This window comes from Streptomyces sp. NPDC048420 (genome assembly GCF_040651535.1).
Lineage (GTDB): Bacteria > Actinomycetota > Actinomycetes > Streptomycetales > Streptomycetaceae > Streptomyces.
Window position 1 is genome coordinate 269,378 of sequence record NZ_JBEZKG010000007.1, and the last position, 13,480, is coordinate 282,857.

Genomic DNA, 13,480 nt, shown 5'->3' on the forward strand with positions numbered 1-13,480 from the left:
TACCCGGCGGCGCACGCTGACGTCCGGATAAGGCAGTCTTGTCCCCGTGCCCGAACCCGAACGCCGCGAACCCGACGCCTCCGCACCCGCCGCCCATCCCCACGCCGCGACCCTCAGGCGGCTGGAGAAGTCGTCCGGCTCGCTCGCCGCGCAGGCCATCGCGCGTATGGACGAGACGCTGTCGTGGTACCGGGCCATGCCTCCGGAGAACCGTTCCTGGATCGGGCTGGTCGCCCAGGCCGGCATCGCGGCCTTCACCGAGTGGTTCCGGCATCCGGACGCCCCGCAGGCCATCTCCACCGACGTGTTCGGGACGGCGCCCCGTGAGCTGACCCGGGCCATCACACTGCGGCAGACCGTGGAGATGGTGCGCACCACCATCGAGGTCATGGAGAGCGCGATCGACGAGGTCGCCGCCCCCGGTGACGAGTCCGTACTGCGTGAGGCCCTGCTCGTGTACGCCCGCGAGATCGCCTTCGCCACCGCGCAGGTCTACGCCCAGGCCGCCGAGGCACGCGGTGCCTGGGACGCCCGCCTGGAGTCCCTGGTCGTCAACGCCGTGCTCAGCGGGGAGGCCGACGAAGGGGCCGTGAGCAGGGCGGCGGCTCTCGGGTGGAACGCGCCCGAGCATGTCTGTGTCGTTCTCGGCACCGCGCCCGACGGTGACTCCGAGCTGACCGTCGAGGCCATCCGGCGAGCCGCCCGGCACGCCAAGCTCCAGGTCCTGACCGGGGTGCTCGGGGCCCGGCTCGTCGTCATCGCGGGCGGCAGCGACAATCCCCTCGCCGTGGCCAAGTCGCTGATCGGGCCCTACGCGGCCGGACCGGTGGTCGCCGGGCCCGTCGTACCCGATCTGCTGGCCGCCACCCGGTCCGCGCAGGCCGCCGCCGCGGGGCTCAAGGCGTGTTCGGCCTGGCAGGACGCCCCGCGCCCGGTGCTGGCGGACGACCTGCTTCCGGAACGCGCGATGGCCGGTGATCCCGGTGCGCGTGAGCAGTTGGTGGAGGAGATCTACAGACCGCTGGAGGAGGCCGGGTCCGCGCTCCTGGAGACACTCTCCGTCTACCTCGAACAGGCGTCCAGTCTGGAGGGTGCGGCCCGGATGCTGTTCGTGCATCCCAACACCGTGCGCTACCGGCTTCGACGTGTGACTGACGTCACCGGCTGGTCGCCCTCCGATGTACGTTCCGCGTTCACCTTGCGGATCGCACTCATCCTGGGGCGTCTGGCCGACGGGGATCTGCAACCCTAGGCTTTTGTCGGGGGCCCACAAAACCCCCCCTTGTTCTTCGTCCCTGTCCCCACGGGCGGCTTGGGCCGCCCTCAAGAGAGAGTGTGAGAGTGCTCGTACTCGTCGCTCCCGGCCAGGGCGCCCAGACGCCCGGCTTCCTGACTCCCTGGCTCGAACTCCCCGGTGCCGCCGACCGCGTCGCCGCGTGGTCCGACGCCATCGGACTGGACCTCGTCCACTACGGCACACAGGCCGACGCGGACGCCATCCGCGACACCTCGGTGGCCCAGCCGCTGCTGGTCGCGGCCGGGATCCTGTCCGCCTCGGCACTCGGTGCCATCACCGACATCGCCCCCGGCGCGGTCGCCGGGCACAGCGTCGGTGAGATCACCGCCGCCGCCTTCGCGGGCGTCCTGGAAGAGACCGCCGCCCTCACCCTCGTACGCAAGCGGGGTCTGGCCATGGCCGACGCCGCCGCGATCACCGAGACCGGGATGTCGGCGCTGCTCGGTGGCGACCCCGAGGTCTCCGTCGCGCACCTGGAGAAGCTGGGCCTGACCCCGGCGAACGTCAACGGCGCCGGGCAGATCGTCGCCGCGGGCACGCTGGAGCAGCTCGCCGTGCTGAACGACGACAAGCCCGAGGGCGTCCGCAAGGTCGTCCCGCTCAAGGTCGCCGGCGCCTTCCACACGCACCACATGGCTCCCGCGGTCGACGCGCTGGCCAAGGCCGCCGCCGACCTCACGCCGGCCGACCCGACGGTCACGTACGTCTCGAACAAGGACGGCCGGTCCGTCGCCACCGGCGCCGAGGTGCTTGAGCGGCTGGTCGGCCAGGTCGCCAACCCGGTCCGCTGGGACCTGTGCATGGAGACCTTCAAGGAGCTCGGCGCCACCGCGTTCATCGAGGTCTCCCCCGGCGGCACGCTGGTCGGCCTCGCCAAGCGCGCGCTGCCGGGCGTGAAGACGCTGGCCCTGAAGACCCCCGACGACCTCGACGCTGCTCGCGAGCTCATCGCCGAGCACGGTGCCTGAGAAGGAGCACGAGAGCATGTCGAAGATCAAGCCCAGCAAGGGCGCCCCGTACGCGCGCATCCTCGGGGTCGGCGGCTACCGCCCGACCCGGGTCGTGCCGAACGAGGTGATCCTCGAGACGATCGACTCCTCCGACGAGTGGATCCGCTCGCGCTCCGGCATCCAGACCCGGCACTGGGCCAACGACGAGGAGACCGTCGCCGCGATGTCGATCGAGGCGTCCGGCAAGGCGATCGCCGACGCCGGGATCTCCGCCGAGCAGATCGGCGGTGTGATCGTCTCGACCGTCTCGCACTTCAAGCAGACCCCGGCAGTGGCGACGGAGATCGCTGACAAGCTGGGCACGAACAAGGCCGCCGCCTTCGACATCTCGGCGGGCTGCGCGGGCTTCGGCTACGGCCTCACCCTCGCCAAGGGCATGATCGTCGAGGGCTCGGCAGAGTACGTCCTTGTCATCGGCGTGGAGCGGCTGTCCGACCTCACCGACCTCGAGGACCGGGCCACCGCCTTCCTGTTCGGCGACGGCGCGGGCGCGGTCGTCGTGGGCCCCGCCACGGAGCCTGCCATCGGCCCCACGGTCTGGGGCTCCGAGGGCGACAAGTCCGAGACCATCAAGCAGACCGTGGCGTGGAACGAGTACGACTCCACGGGCAAGTTCCCTGCGATCACGCAGGAGGGCCAGGCGGTGTTCCGCTGGGCCGTGTTCGAGATGGCGAAGGTCGCCCAGCAGGCGCTGGACGCGGCCGGGATCAGCCCGGACGACCTGGACGTCTTCATTCCCCACCAGGCCAACGAGCGGATCATCGACTCGATGGTGAAGACGCTGAAGCTGCCGGAGCACGTCACGGTCGCGCGTGACGTACGCACCACCGGCAACACCTCGGCCGCCTCGATCCCGCTCGCGATGGAGCGGCTTCTGGCGACCGGCGAGGCGAAGAGCGGCGACACCGCGCTCGTCATCGGATTCGGGGCGGGTCTCGTCTACGCCGCCACTGTCGTTACCCTCCCCTAGGCACTCCGTGCCGGATCGACCGGTCCGGGACGGGAAGCACTGCCAACCCTCTGGATAAGAAAACGAAGGAGCGCCAAATGGCCGCCACTCAGGAAGAGATCGTCGCCGGTCTCGCCGACATCGTGAACGAGATCGCCGGCATCCCGGTTGAGGACGTCCAGCTGGACAAGTCCTTCACCGACGACCTGGACGTCGACTCGCTGTCCATGGTCGAGGTCGTCGTCGCCGCCGAAGAGCGCTTCGATGTCAAGATCCCGGACGACGACGTCAAGAACCTCAAGACGGTCGGCGACGCGACCGAGTACATCCTCAAGCACCAGGCCTGAGTAGACCGGGCTCCGCCAGGAGCCCCCAGGCCGGACGTGCCCCGGCCCCGCCACCCGGCGGTGGCGCCGCTTAATCCTCGTAACGTTGGAGAAAGATTTCCCGTGAGCCCGACCAATCGCACCGTGGTCGTCACCGGTATCGGCGCAACCACACCGCTGGGTGGCGACGCGGCCTCTACCTGGGAGGGTCTGGTCGCCGGCAAGTCCGGCGTCAAGCCCCTGGAGCAGGAGTGGGCCGCCGATCAGGCGGTCCGCATCGCCGCGCAGATCGCCGTTGAGCCGACCGAGGTCATCCCCCGGCCGCAGGCCCGACGCCTGGACCGCTCGGCGCAGTTCGCGCTGATCGCGGCCAAGGAGGCGTGGGCGGACGCCGGTTTCGAAGGCAAGGCCGGCGAGGACGGCTCGGTCGGCGAGGTCGACCCGGACCGTCTCGGCGCCGTCATCGCCTCCGGCATCGGCGGTGTCACGACCCTCCTCGACCAGTACGACGTGCTCAAGGAGAAGGGCGTCCGCCGCGTCTCCCCGCACACCGTGCCCATGCTCATGCCCAACGGCCCGTCCGCCAACGTGGGTCTGCTCGTGGGCGCCCGCGCGGGTGTGCACACCCCGGTCTCCGCCTGCGCGTCGGGCGCCGAGGCCATCGGCTACGCCATCGAGATGATCCGTACCGGCCGCGCCGACGTCGTCGTCGCCGGTGGTACGGAGGCGGCGATCCACCCGCTGCCCATCGCCGCGTTCGGCAACATGATGGCGATGTCCAAGAACAACGAGAACCCCGAGGGCGCCTCGCGTCCCTACGACGTCGCCCGGGACGGTTTCGTCCTCGGCGAGGGTGCCGGTGTCGTCGTCCTGGAGTCCGCCGAGCACGCCGCCAAGCGCGGGGCGCGGGTGTACGCCGAGGCGGTCGGACAGGGTGTCTCCGCCGACGCCCACGACATCGTGCAGCCGGAGCCGGAGGGCCGCGGTATCTCGCACGCGCTCCAGCACCTGCTGGACAGCACCGACCTGGACCCGGCGGAGATCGTGCACGTCAACGCGCACGCCACGTCGACGCCCGCCGGTGACATCGCCGAGCTCAAGGCGCTGCGGAAGGTGTTCGGCGACGACGCGGACCACATCGCCGTGTCGGCCACCAAGTCGATGACCGGCCACCTGCTGGGTGGCGCGGGCGGCGTGGAGACGGTCGCGACGGTGCTCGCGCTGTACAACCGGATCGCTCCGCCGACCATCAACGTCGAGAACCTCGACCCCGAGGCCGAGGCCAACGCGGACGTGGTGCGTGGCGAGGCGCGGAAGCTGCCCGTGGAGGGCCGTATCGCCGCACTGAACGACTCGTTCGGGTTCGGTGGGCACAACGTGGTGCTGGCGTTCCGCACGGTCTGAGAATCGCCTGTACGTAAGTGAAGGGCCCCCACCGGTCGGTGGGGGCCCTTCACCTGTACGGAAGACTCAGACGACTTGGTGCAGCCAGCGGACCGGGGCGCCCTCGCCGGCGTACCTGAACGGCTCCAACTCGTCGTCCCAGGGTTTGCCCAGGAGCTTCGCCAGTTCGGACTCCAGATTCGTCTCGCCCTGCTGTGAGCGCGCGAGCGCCGCCCGCAGGCGGTCCTCCGGGATCAGGATGTCGCCGTGGATGCCGGTGACGGCGTGGAAGATGCCGAGCTCGGGGGTGCAGCTGTAGCGTTCGCCCTCGGCGGTGGGGCAGGGCTCGGCGGTGACCTCGAAGCGCAGGAGGTGCCAGCCTCTGAGGGCGGACGCGAGCTTGGACGCGGTGCCGACCTCGCCCTTCCAGGAGAACTCCGAACGCCAGGTGCCCGGCGCGGCCGGCTGCCGGATCCAGTCGAGGCTGACGCGTGTGCCGAGCACCCCGGCGACGGCCCACTCGACGTGTGGGCACAGCGCGCGCGGCGCGGAGTGCACGTACAGGACTCCACGTGTCGTCACCGGGACCTCCGGGCAGAGCGGGACAAGTCTTGCTGGCTGGCATGGCGGCGATGGCAGGCAGCCACGTTGATGGCGAGGCTACCGTGCGGCGGCGCAAGGAGTGTGACGTACCGTCGGTCCCGATGCCCCGAAACCTCCGCCATTCACCCGGCAGGACGCTAGTACGGGTCCCGATCGTTCCATCGTGGCCGCCGGGAACTCTCGTGCGTTGTTATGAGAGGACGACCATTTCACGAGGGGAACACCACGGATGCGCAAGCAGGGCCACCGCTCGCGGGCCGTCGTCGCCGTCCTGACGGCGGCACTCCTGGGCGTCGCCGGCTGTGACGCCGTGGGCGGCGACTCGGCGGCACCCACGGCCGCCGGGAAGACCAAGGCGTCTCCGACACCGACCCCGGCCTGGGACAGCAGCCCCGCCTCGATGGCCGCCGTCGGCGACTCCATCACCCGCGGCTTCGACGCGTGCGGGGTCCTCGCGGACTGTCCCGACGTGTCCTGGGCCACCGGGAGCAGCACCCGGGTCGACTCTCTCGCCGTACGGCTGCTGGGGAAGGCGAAGGCGGCCTCGCGGAGCTGGAACTACGCGGTGTCCGGGGCGCGGATGGCCGATCTGTCCGGGCAGATGGCCCAGGCGGCGGCGCGGACGCCCGGCCTGGTGACGGTGATGGTGGGGGCCAACGACGCCTGCCGGGACTCCACGGCGGCGATGACGCCGGTGGCCGACTTCCGGTCCGGTTTCGAGGACGCGCTGAGCGTGCTCCGCAAGCGGGCGCCCAAGGCGCAGGTGTACGTGGCGAGCGTGCCCAACCTCAAGCGGCTGTGGTCCGAGGGGCGCACCAACCCGATGGGCAAGCAGGTGTGGAAGCTGGGCATCTGCCCCTCGATGCTGGCCGACGCGGACGCCCTGGACGCGGCGGCGACCGAGCGGCGGGACACCGTGCAGGAGCGGGTGGAGGACTACAACGCCGTACTGAAGTCGGTGTGCGCCCAGGACGAGCACTGCCGGTACGACGGGGGCGCGGTATACGACTACCGGTTCGGCACCGACCAGCTCAGCCACTGGGACTGGTTCCACCCCAGTGTGAACGGACAGGCGCGGCTGGCGGAGATCGCGTTCCGCAAGGTCACGGCCGTGACCTAAAGTTCCGCACATGAACGAACTCTTCGCCACACTTTCCGACGGCACACCCGTCCACCGCTGGACCCTGGAGCGCGCGGGCGTCCGGGTGCGGATCCTGACGTACGGCGGGATCGTGCAGTCCGTCGAGATCCCGGACCGGGACGGGCACACCGCGGACGTGGTGCTGGGGTTCGCCGATCTGGACGGGTATCTGGAGCACCCGGGGCCGTATCTGGGGGCCTTCATCGGGCGGTACGCGAACCGGATCGCGGGCGGCCGTTTCGAGCTGGACGGGCTGACGTACGCGCTGGCGCCCAACAACGCGCCCAACTCCCTGCACGGCGGCGAGTCCGGCTTCGACAAGCGGGTGTGGGACGCGGAGCCGGTCGGCGAGCACGGGGTGCGGCTGAGCCGGGTCAGTGCGCACGGTGAAGAGGGCTTCCCCGGGCGGCTCGAGGTCTCGGGGACCTACTCGCTGGACGAGTCGGGGGCGCTGCGGATCGCGTACGAGGCGGTCACCGACGCGGCGACCCTCGTGAACCTGACCAACCACAGCTACTTCAACCTGGCCGGTTCCGGGAACGCGGGCGGGCACGAGCTGCGGATCGACGCCTCGCGGTTCACGCCGGTCGACGCGGACCTGATCCCGACTGGGGTCGAGGAGGTCGCGGACACGCGGTTCGACTTCCGCGAGGCGCGGAAGGTCGGGGCGGGCTACGACCACAACTTCGTGCTCGACAAGGGGATCACCTCGCAGGCGGTCGAGGTCGCCGAGCTGTACGACCCCTCCTCCGGGCGGGTGCTGTCGGTCGCGACCACCGAGCCGGGGCTCCAGCTGTACACCGCGGACCATCTGCCTGAGCCCTTCGCGCCCGGTGACGGCATCGCGCTGGAGACCCAGCACTTCCCCGACTCCCCCAACCGGCCGGAGTTCCCGAGCACGGTGCTGCGCCCGGGCGAGGTCTACCGGTCGGAGACGGTGTACGGCTTCGGCACGCGGTAGGAACGCACGAGCCCCGGCCCAGGGGTCAGGTCCCGGGCCGGGGCTGGCTTGTGCGAGGGCTATGCCCTCTGGGATCAGACGTTAATCGTCACGGTGAGCCGACGGTCCTCGATCGAGCGTCCGACCTGGATTTCGTACGAACCCTTCACATGCGACCACGACGAGGTCTTCTCGTCCCAGATCTCGAAGGCCCGGCGCGGGATCTCCACGGTGACCTCGACGCTCTCGCCGGGGCCGGCCTCGGCTCCCGCGAATCCGGCGAGCCTGCGGGCCGGGCGCTCGGCGTCGGGTTCGGCGGGCGCCAGGTAGACCTGGACGACCTCGCGGCCGGGGCGGGCGCCGGAGTTGCGCAGGCGGACCCGGACGGTGCTCCCCTGGACCTCGGCGGACTCGTAGGTCCACTCGGTGTAGCCGAGGCCGTGGCCGAAGGGGTAGACCGGGGTGCGGCCCTCCTTCTGCCAGGCCGTGTAGCCGATGAAGACGCCTTCGCCGTAAGGGAGTTCGCCGCGCTCCGGGGTGACCCGGGTGACTGGGGCGTCGGCCAGGGTGCCCCAGGTGGTGGGGAGGCGGCCGCCGGGTTCGTGGGCGCCGGTCAGGACGTCGGCGAGGGCCGCGCCGCCCTCCTGGCCGGGGAACCAGCTGAGCAGGATCGCGGCGACGTCCTCGCGCCAGGGCAGTTCCACCGGGGAGCCGGAGTTGACGATCACGACGGTGTTCGGGTTGGCGGCGGCGACCGCGCGGACCAGGTCGTTCTGACGGCCGGGGAGGGTCAGGTCCTTGCGGTCGTAGCCCTCGGACTCGACGCGGTCGGTGGTGGCGACCACGACGACGGCGGTGTCGGCGTCGCGGGCCGCCTCGACGGCCTCGGCGATCAGCTCGTCGGGGTCACGCTGCGGGTCCTGGTGGGCGAGGGAGAACGCGATGACCTTCATCGGCAGGTTCTCGGGGAGGTCGACGACGTACGTCAGGGAGACCTCGACCGGCTCGCCCGCGGTCAGTCGGACCCGGGCGCGGGGCTCGGGGGCGCCGAAGAAGGTGATGAAGGGATCGTCCTCGTCGGTGCTCTGCACGTCGTCGTAGTACGTGGTGCCGTCGACGACCAGTTTGAAGGCGCCGAGTCCCTTGATGCCGAGGGTGTGTTCGCCGGTCTCGCGCGGGGTGAAGGTGCCGGTCAGCTCGACGGTGTGCAGGGTCTCGTGGGTGACGCCCTCGGGGAGGTCCGACCCCATCCACTGGATCTGGCCGCTGGGCGCGGAGGCCGTTCCGATGATGTTCCCGTCCGCGTCGCGGCAGACGGTCCGGAGGGTGAACCCCTTGTCGGCGACGGCGAGTTCGGTGTTGGGGTCGGCGCCGACGGCATAGCTGAGGGTGCCCTCGGGCAGGGCGGCGGTGAGGCCGTCGAGCGGAGAGACGATCCGGTCCGGGAAGACTGTCGCGGAGCCGCCGCCGAGGACCCGGGCGTCACGGGCGGCGGCGCCGCTGAGGGCGACCTTGCCCTGCTTCAGCGGCAACGCGCCCTGGTTGCGGACCAGCACGAAGGAGCGGCGGGCGATCTCGTGGGCCAGTGCGGGGCCGTCGACGGTGTCCGGCAGTTCGGTGACGGCGGGTTCGGCACCGGCCAGGATGCCGACGCGGGCAGCGAGCCGCAGGACGTTGCGTACGGCCGTGTCGACCGCGCTCTCCTCGACCTCGCCGTCGCGGACGGCCCGGGCGAGGGCCTCGCCGTAGACGGTGGTCGGGCCGGGCATGGCGACGTCGAGGCCGCCCTCGATGGCGCCCTTCGTGGAGCGGGCGGCCATCCAGTCGGAGACGTTGTAGCCGTCGAAGCCCCATTCGCCGCGCAGGACTTCGTTGACCAGGTAGTGGTGTTCGGTCATGGTCGTGCCGTTGACCGTGTTGTACGCGGTCATGATGCCCCACGGGTGGGCGTTCTCGACGATGTGCTCGAAGGGCGCCAAGTACAGCTCGCGCAGGGCGCGTTCGGAGACCAGGTTGTTCACGGTGAAGCGGTCGGTCTCGGCGTCGTTGGCGACGAAGTGCTTGACGGTGGTGCCGACGCCGCCCTCCTGTACGCCCCTGACGTACCCGGCGCCGATCCGTCCGGTCAGGTACGGGTCCTCGCTGTAGGCCTCGAAGTGGCGGCCGCCGAGCGGGGAGCGGTGGAGGTTGACGGTGGGGGCGAGCAGGACGTGGACGCCCTTGCGGCGGGCCTCCTGGGCGAGCAACACGCCTGCCCTGCGGGCGAGTTCCGGGTCCCAGGCGGCGGCCAGCGCGGTCGGGGAGGGCAGGGCGATCGACGGGTCGTCGGCGCTCCAGCGCACACCCCGGACGCCGATCGGGCCGTCGGACATGACGAGGGAGGCCAGGCCGATCCCGGGGAGCGCGGGCAGGGTCCACATGTCCTGGCCGGCCAGGAGCCTCGCCTTGGCGTCGAGGTCGAGCGCGGCCAGTGCCGTCTCGACGGCCGCCTCACGGGCCTGGTCGGCGGGGGTGGTGCCCCGGGGTCCCTCGGCTGCCTTGGGTGCGGCCATGGCGGCGCCTCCTCGTCGAAGTCCGTGCGGTCCTCTCATCGTGCACCGATTGCCTGGTGAACGGTAGGTTTCGTTATCTTGCTGTTATCTTCTATGGGTGGGGATGCCGTACGGTGACGCCATGAGCGCCAGGACCAGAAGCGAGGAGCGCCGGGGCGAGATCATCAGGGCGGCTCTGGAGGTCATCGCCGAGCGCGGTTACCGGGGCGCGAGCCTGGCCGCGGTGGCCGAGCGGGTCGGGCTGACCCAGCAGGGGCTGCTGCACCACTTCCCGACGAAGGACGCGCTGCTGGTCGCGGTGCTGGAGGAGCGGGACAAGTGGGACGCCGTCCCGAACGGCAACTGGCGGGTCGACCTGCTCGCCTCGCTCGTCGAGTACAACGCCATGCGGCCCGGCATCATCCAGACCTTCTCGGCGCTGCTCGGCGAGAGCGTGACGGAGGAGCATCCGGCGCGGGAGTACTTCACCGACCGTTACGCCCGGGTGCGCGCGTCGATGGCGGTGGCCCTGCGCGCGGAGTACGGCGACCGGCTTCCGAACGGCCTCACGCCCGAGCGTACGGCTCCCCTGCTGGTCGCCGTGATGGACGGTCTTCAGTACCAGTGGCTGCTGGACCCGGAGTCGGTGGACATGCCGGGGGCGTTCCGGGACTTTCTGGGGCTGCTGGGCGAGGAGTCCTGAACCTGTCTGCTACTGGCCCCAGTTGACGGCCAGCGTCTTGCTCATCGCGCACACGAGGGCGAAGGCGAACGCCCAGACGTGGGCACCGGCGGCGAACAGGGCGACCGCGCCCGCCCCGAACCACAGCACCTCGAAGCCGACGCGGCCGGCGCCGCTCGCCTTGTACTTCGCGCGGGGTGAGCCGAACAGGGCCCACAAGACGATGAGTACGGCGGGGGCGGCGAGGCCCGGCAGCCAGGACGCGGTGACATCCAGGGTGAAGCCCCAGTAAGCGGCACCCGCCAGGGCGCCGAGCTCGATGAGGAAGAGTACGCCCAGGTTGGCTGCCTTCATGAGCGGAAGTATCACCCGCCTGCTTCACCGGAGGAAGAAGTTGAGGAGGGTTTCGGTGCGCTTGTTGAAGGGGGGCGCAGCAGGCGGGTGGCGTTCCAGCGGCCTTGTATGTGGATGCCCTTGGGGTGGCTGAGCGTGCGGAAGCCTTCGGACGTGGTCGACGCCGGCCCCGGCGAACTGGGCGCGCTCAAGGGCAAGCCGGCGGTCCTGACGTTGAGCCGGGGCGGCGGCTACGGGCCCGGCACCCCGAAGGAGGGCTGGGGCCACGCCACGCCCTACCTGTCGTTGCGAGGGCCGGCCGAGGAGTCGATGAAGACGGGGCACGAGCAGGCCGCCGAGCACGGGCCGTCTCGTGGATCACCGCGAGCTGCTCGCCACCGCACTGATCTGCGAGACGGACACCGGGCCCGGTTCCGGGACACCTGAGGATTCCCGGTGCCTCGCTCCCCATGGCGTAGACCACTTCCGTCACGCGATACTGCCGTCGTCCGGCACCACTCGCGCCCCACAGCGACGGAAGGCCTGAACTCCCTTGAGATCCCTCTTCGTTCGGATCGGCGTCCTCGGACTGACCCTGCTGGCGGGACCGGTGGTCCCGGCGACCCCGGCCGCGGCCCAGGCCGCTCCCCCGCCCACGGTGGAGGAGCAGCGGCTCGACAAGGCGGTGCCGCGGGAGATCCTCGAGCGCTCCGGATTCGACGCCGTGACGCTTCGCTTCACTCGGGCGCTCGGGTCGGCGCACTCCTATGCGGCGGCGCGGAAGGTCGTCGTACGGCAGGGGTCGGCGCTGTGGAAGCGGGCCGTGGACCGGGCACAGGGGCGGGGGCCCGCCGGTGGGGATCTGAGCCGGGACGACGATCGGCCGCTGTACTGGGCGCGGTTGGCGATGACGCGTGAAGTGCGGACCTGGGAGCCGTCGTTCGGGCTGTCGGACGGGCAACGGGACTCTCTGCTCGGCGAGTTGGAGCGGAACTCGCGGGGGCAGACCGCTGTGCGGTATCCGGCGGGCGACCGGCTGAAGCGGGTGCTCGTCACCGGGTTCGATCCGTTCACGCTGGACCGGGACATACGGATATCCAATCCCTCGGGGGCGAGCGCGCTCGCGCTCGACGGGACGGTGATCCGGACTGCGGCGGGGCCCGCGCGAGTGGAGACCGTCGTCTTTCCGGTCCGGTGGCGGGACTTCACGGAAGGGACCGTGGAGCGGGTGCTGCGGCCGTATCTGAAGAAGGTGGATCTCTTCACGACCGTGAGTCAGGGGCGGGTGGGGCGGTTCGATGTCGAGCGGACCAACGGGGCCTGGCGGGGCGGGTTTCCGGACAACGACAACATCGGGGTGACGGAGACGGTTCCGGTCGCCGATCCGGCCTCGCAGCCGCAGTGGACCACGACGACGCTGCCGTACAAGGCGATCGTGGAGGCGGACACCGGGCGGTTTCCGGTGTACGACAACACGAGTGTGACCGAGATTCCGGCGGGTGGGACGCAGCCGGTTGTCCGTCCGGACGGGCCGACCGAGGGGTCCGCTGCGCGTGCCGGGGGTGGGGGGAACTACCTCTCCAACGAGATCGCGTACCGGGCCACGTTGTTGCGGGACCGGTTGGGGTTGCACGGGGTGCTGCCGGGTGGGCATGTGCACACGCCTGTGCTGGAGTTCGGGGCCGGGAACACGACGGAGGTCACGGACCCGGCGTTCGTGCGGAACCGGCTGGACATCATCGCGCAGGTGCGGGCGATTGTGGTGGTGGCGGTGGGGGCGTAGGGGATTGGGGAGGTGGGTGGGGGGTTGGGGGGTTGGGGGGTTGGGGGGGGTGGGGTGGCTCCGGGTTTTTCTCGCCCCCGCCGCCCCTACCCGTCCCATCCCCAGGGGCTGCCGCCCCTTCGACCCCACCGGGGGCTGCGCCCCTCGACCCCGACGGGAGCCAGGGGGTTGGGGGCGCGGCCCTGGCGGGGTGCAGGGGCGGAGCCCCGGTGGGATTGAGGGGCGCAGCCCCTGGCGGGGTCTACGCGTGGCCCTGGGGGAGTCCGGGGGCGGAACTCCGGAAGGTCGAGACGTAGCCCCTGGCGGGGTCGGGGGACGCAGCCCCGGTGAGGTCGGGGGGGGCGCAGCCCCGGTGAGGTCGGAGGACGGAGACCCGGTGAGGCCGGGGGGCGGAGCCCTGGTGAGGTCCGGGGGGCGGAGACCCGGTGAGGTCCGGGGGGCGCAGCCCCGGTGAGGTCCGGGGGGCGCAGCCCCGGTGAGGTCCGGGGGGCGCAGCCCCGGT

Annotated in this window: 13 protein-coding genes; 10 read left to right on the top strand and 3 right to left on the bottom strand. The window is 71.2% G+C overall.

Annotated features, from left to right (window positions below; all coding sequences use genetic code 11):
• Positions 1–46 precede the first annotated feature (46 nt).
• The 5 genes from fasR to fabF all read left to right on the top strand — a co-directional run bounded on the left by fasR (position 47) and on the right by fabF (position 4,986).
• Entirely contained in the window at positions 47–1,252 is a 1,206-nt protein-coding gene (fasR, locus tag AB0D34_RS14790) for a fatty acid biosynthesis transcriptional regulator FasR (protein ID WP_362661419.1), read from the top strand.
• 89 nt (positions 1,253–1,341) lie between these two features.
• Positions 1,342–2,265 (top strand): ACP S-malonyltransferase, encoded by a 924-nt coding sequence (locus AB0D34_RS14795; RefSeq protein ID WP_362661421.1) that lies wholly within the window; start codon positions 1,342–1,344, stop codon positions 2,263–2,265.
• Between the two features lie 16 nt (positions 2,266–2,281).
• Entirely contained in the window at positions 2,282–3,277 is a 996-nt protein-coding gene (locus tag AB0D34_RS14800; protein ID WP_362661423.1) for a ketoacyl-ACP synthase III, read from the top strand.
• Positions 3,278–3,354: 77 nt separating this feature from the next.
• Complete coding sequence (locus tag AB0D34_RS14805) at positions 3,355–3,603, top strand: acyl carrier protein (protein WP_152787270.1); 249 nt, start codon at positions 3,355–3,357, stop codon at positions 3,601–3,603.
• A gap of 102 nt (positions 3,604–3,705) precedes the next feature.
• Positions 3,706–4,986 (top strand): beta-ketoacyl-ACP synthase II, encoded by a 1,281-nt coding sequence (fabF, locus tag AB0D34_RS14810; protein WP_362661425.1) that lies wholly within the window; start codon positions 3,706–3,708, stop codon positions 4,984–4,986.
• A gap of 66 nt (positions 4,987–5,052) precedes the next feature.
• Here fabF and AB0D34_RS14815 read toward each other — a convergent pair whose 3' ends face one another.
• Positions 5,053–5,547 carry a DUF3145 domain-containing protein gene (locus AB0D34_RS14815; RefSeq protein ID WP_362661427.1) on the bottom strand — a complete coding sequence of 165 codons (495 nt, stop codon included), beginning with the start codon at positions 5,545–5,547 and terminating at the stop codon, positions 5,053–5,055.
• A gap of 250 nt (positions 5,548–5,797) precedes the next feature.
• On the opposite strand from AB0D34_RS14815, the gene AB0D34_RS14820 reads away from it, so the two are divergent.
• Both AB0D34_RS14820 and AB0D34_RS14825 read left to right on the top strand, forming a co-directional pair.
• A complete protein-coding gene (locus AB0D34_RS14820) occupies positions 5,798–6,688 on the top strand; it encodes an SGNH/GDSL hydrolase family protein (RefSeq protein WP_362661429.1) in 891 nt (296 codons plus the stop codon).
• A 10-nt stretch (positions 6,689–6,698) separates the two neighbouring features.
• Positions 6,699–7,670, top strand: a complete 972-nt coding sequence (locus tag AB0D34_RS14825) for an aldose epimerase family protein (RefSeq protein WP_362661431.1) — start codon at positions 6,699–6,701, stop codon at positions 7,668–7,670.
• A 74-nt stretch (positions 7,671–7,744) separates the two neighbouring features.
• On the opposite strand, the gene AB0D34_RS14830 is transcribed toward AB0D34_RS14825, so the two are convergent.
• Positions 7,745–10,201 (bottom strand): glycoside hydrolase family 3 C-terminal domain-containing protein, encoded by a 2,457-nt coding sequence (locus AB0D34_RS14830; RefSeq protein WP_362661433.1) that lies wholly within the window; start codon positions 10,199–10,201, stop codon positions 7,745–7,747.
• A gap of 103 nt (positions 10,202–10,304) precedes the next feature.
• Here AB0D34_RS14830 and AB0D34_RS14835 point away from each other — a divergent pair, with 103 nt between their 5' ends.
• A complete protein-coding gene (locus AB0D34_RS14835; RefSeq protein ID WP_362661653.1) occupies positions 10,305–10,883 on the top strand; it encodes a TetR/AcrR family transcriptional regulator in 579 nt (192 codons plus the stop codon).
• Between the two features lie 9 nt (positions 10,884–10,892).
• Here AB0D34_RS14835 and AB0D34_RS14840 read toward each other — a convergent pair whose 3' ends face one another.
• Positions 10,893–11,216: a YrdB family protein gene (locus AB0D34_RS14840; RefSeq protein WP_362661435.1), complete on the bottom strand. Its 324-nt coding sequence runs from the start codon at positions 11,214–11,216 to the stop codon at positions 10,893–10,895.
• A 135-nt stretch (positions 11,217–11,351) separates the two neighbouring features.
• Here AB0D34_RS14840 and AB0D34_RS14845 point away from each other — a divergent pair, with 135 nt between their 5' ends.
• Together AB0D34_RS14845 and AB0D34_RS14850 are read left to right on the top strand one after the other, a co-directional pair.
• Positions 11,352–11,642: a hypothetical protein gene (locus AB0D34_RS14845; RefSeq protein ID WP_362661437.1), complete on the top strand. Its 291-nt coding sequence runs from the start codon at positions 11,352–11,354 to the stop codon at positions 11,640–11,642.
• A gap of 106 nt (positions 11,643–11,748) precedes the next feature.
• Positions 11,749–12,978: a pyroglutamyl peptidase gene (locus AB0D34_RS14850; RefSeq protein WP_362661439.1), complete on the top strand. Its 1,230-nt coding sequence runs from the start codon at positions 11,749–11,751 to the stop codon at positions 12,976–12,978.
• Positions 12,979–13,480: the final 502 nt, after the last annotated feature.

Excerpts from the sequence above, each read along its gene's own strand:
- AB0D34_RS14830 (WP_362661433.1), bottom strand. The coding sequence starts at position 10,201 with ATGGCCGCACCCAAGGCAGCCGAGGGACCCCGGGGCACCACCCCCGCC.
- AB0D34_RS14835 (WP_362661653.1), top strand. The coding sequence starts at position 10,305 with ATGCCGTACGGTGACGCCATGAGCGCCAGGACCAGAAGCGAGGAGCGC.
- AB0D34_RS14840 (WP_362661435.1), bottom strand. The coding sequence starts at position 11,216 with ATGAAGGCAGCCAACCTGGGCGTACTCTTCCTCATCGAGCTCGGCGCC.
- AB0D34_RS14825 (WP_362661431.1), top strand. The coding sequence starts at position 6,699 with ATGAACGAACTCTTCGCCACACTTTCCGACGGCACACCCGTCCACCGC.
- AB0D34_RS14800 (WP_362661423.1), top strand. The coding sequence starts at position 2,282 with ATGTCGAAGATCAAGCCCAGCAAGGGCGCCCCGTACGCGCGCATCCTC.
- AB0D34_RS14805 (WP_152787270.1), top strand. The coding sequence starts at position 3,355 with ATGGCCGCCACTCAGGAAGAGATCGTCGCCGGTCTCGCCGACATCGTG.
- AB0D34_RS14820 (WP_362661429.1), top strand. The coding sequence starts at position 5,798 with ATGCGCAAGCAGGGCCACCGCTCGCGGGCCGTCGTCGCCGTCCTGACG.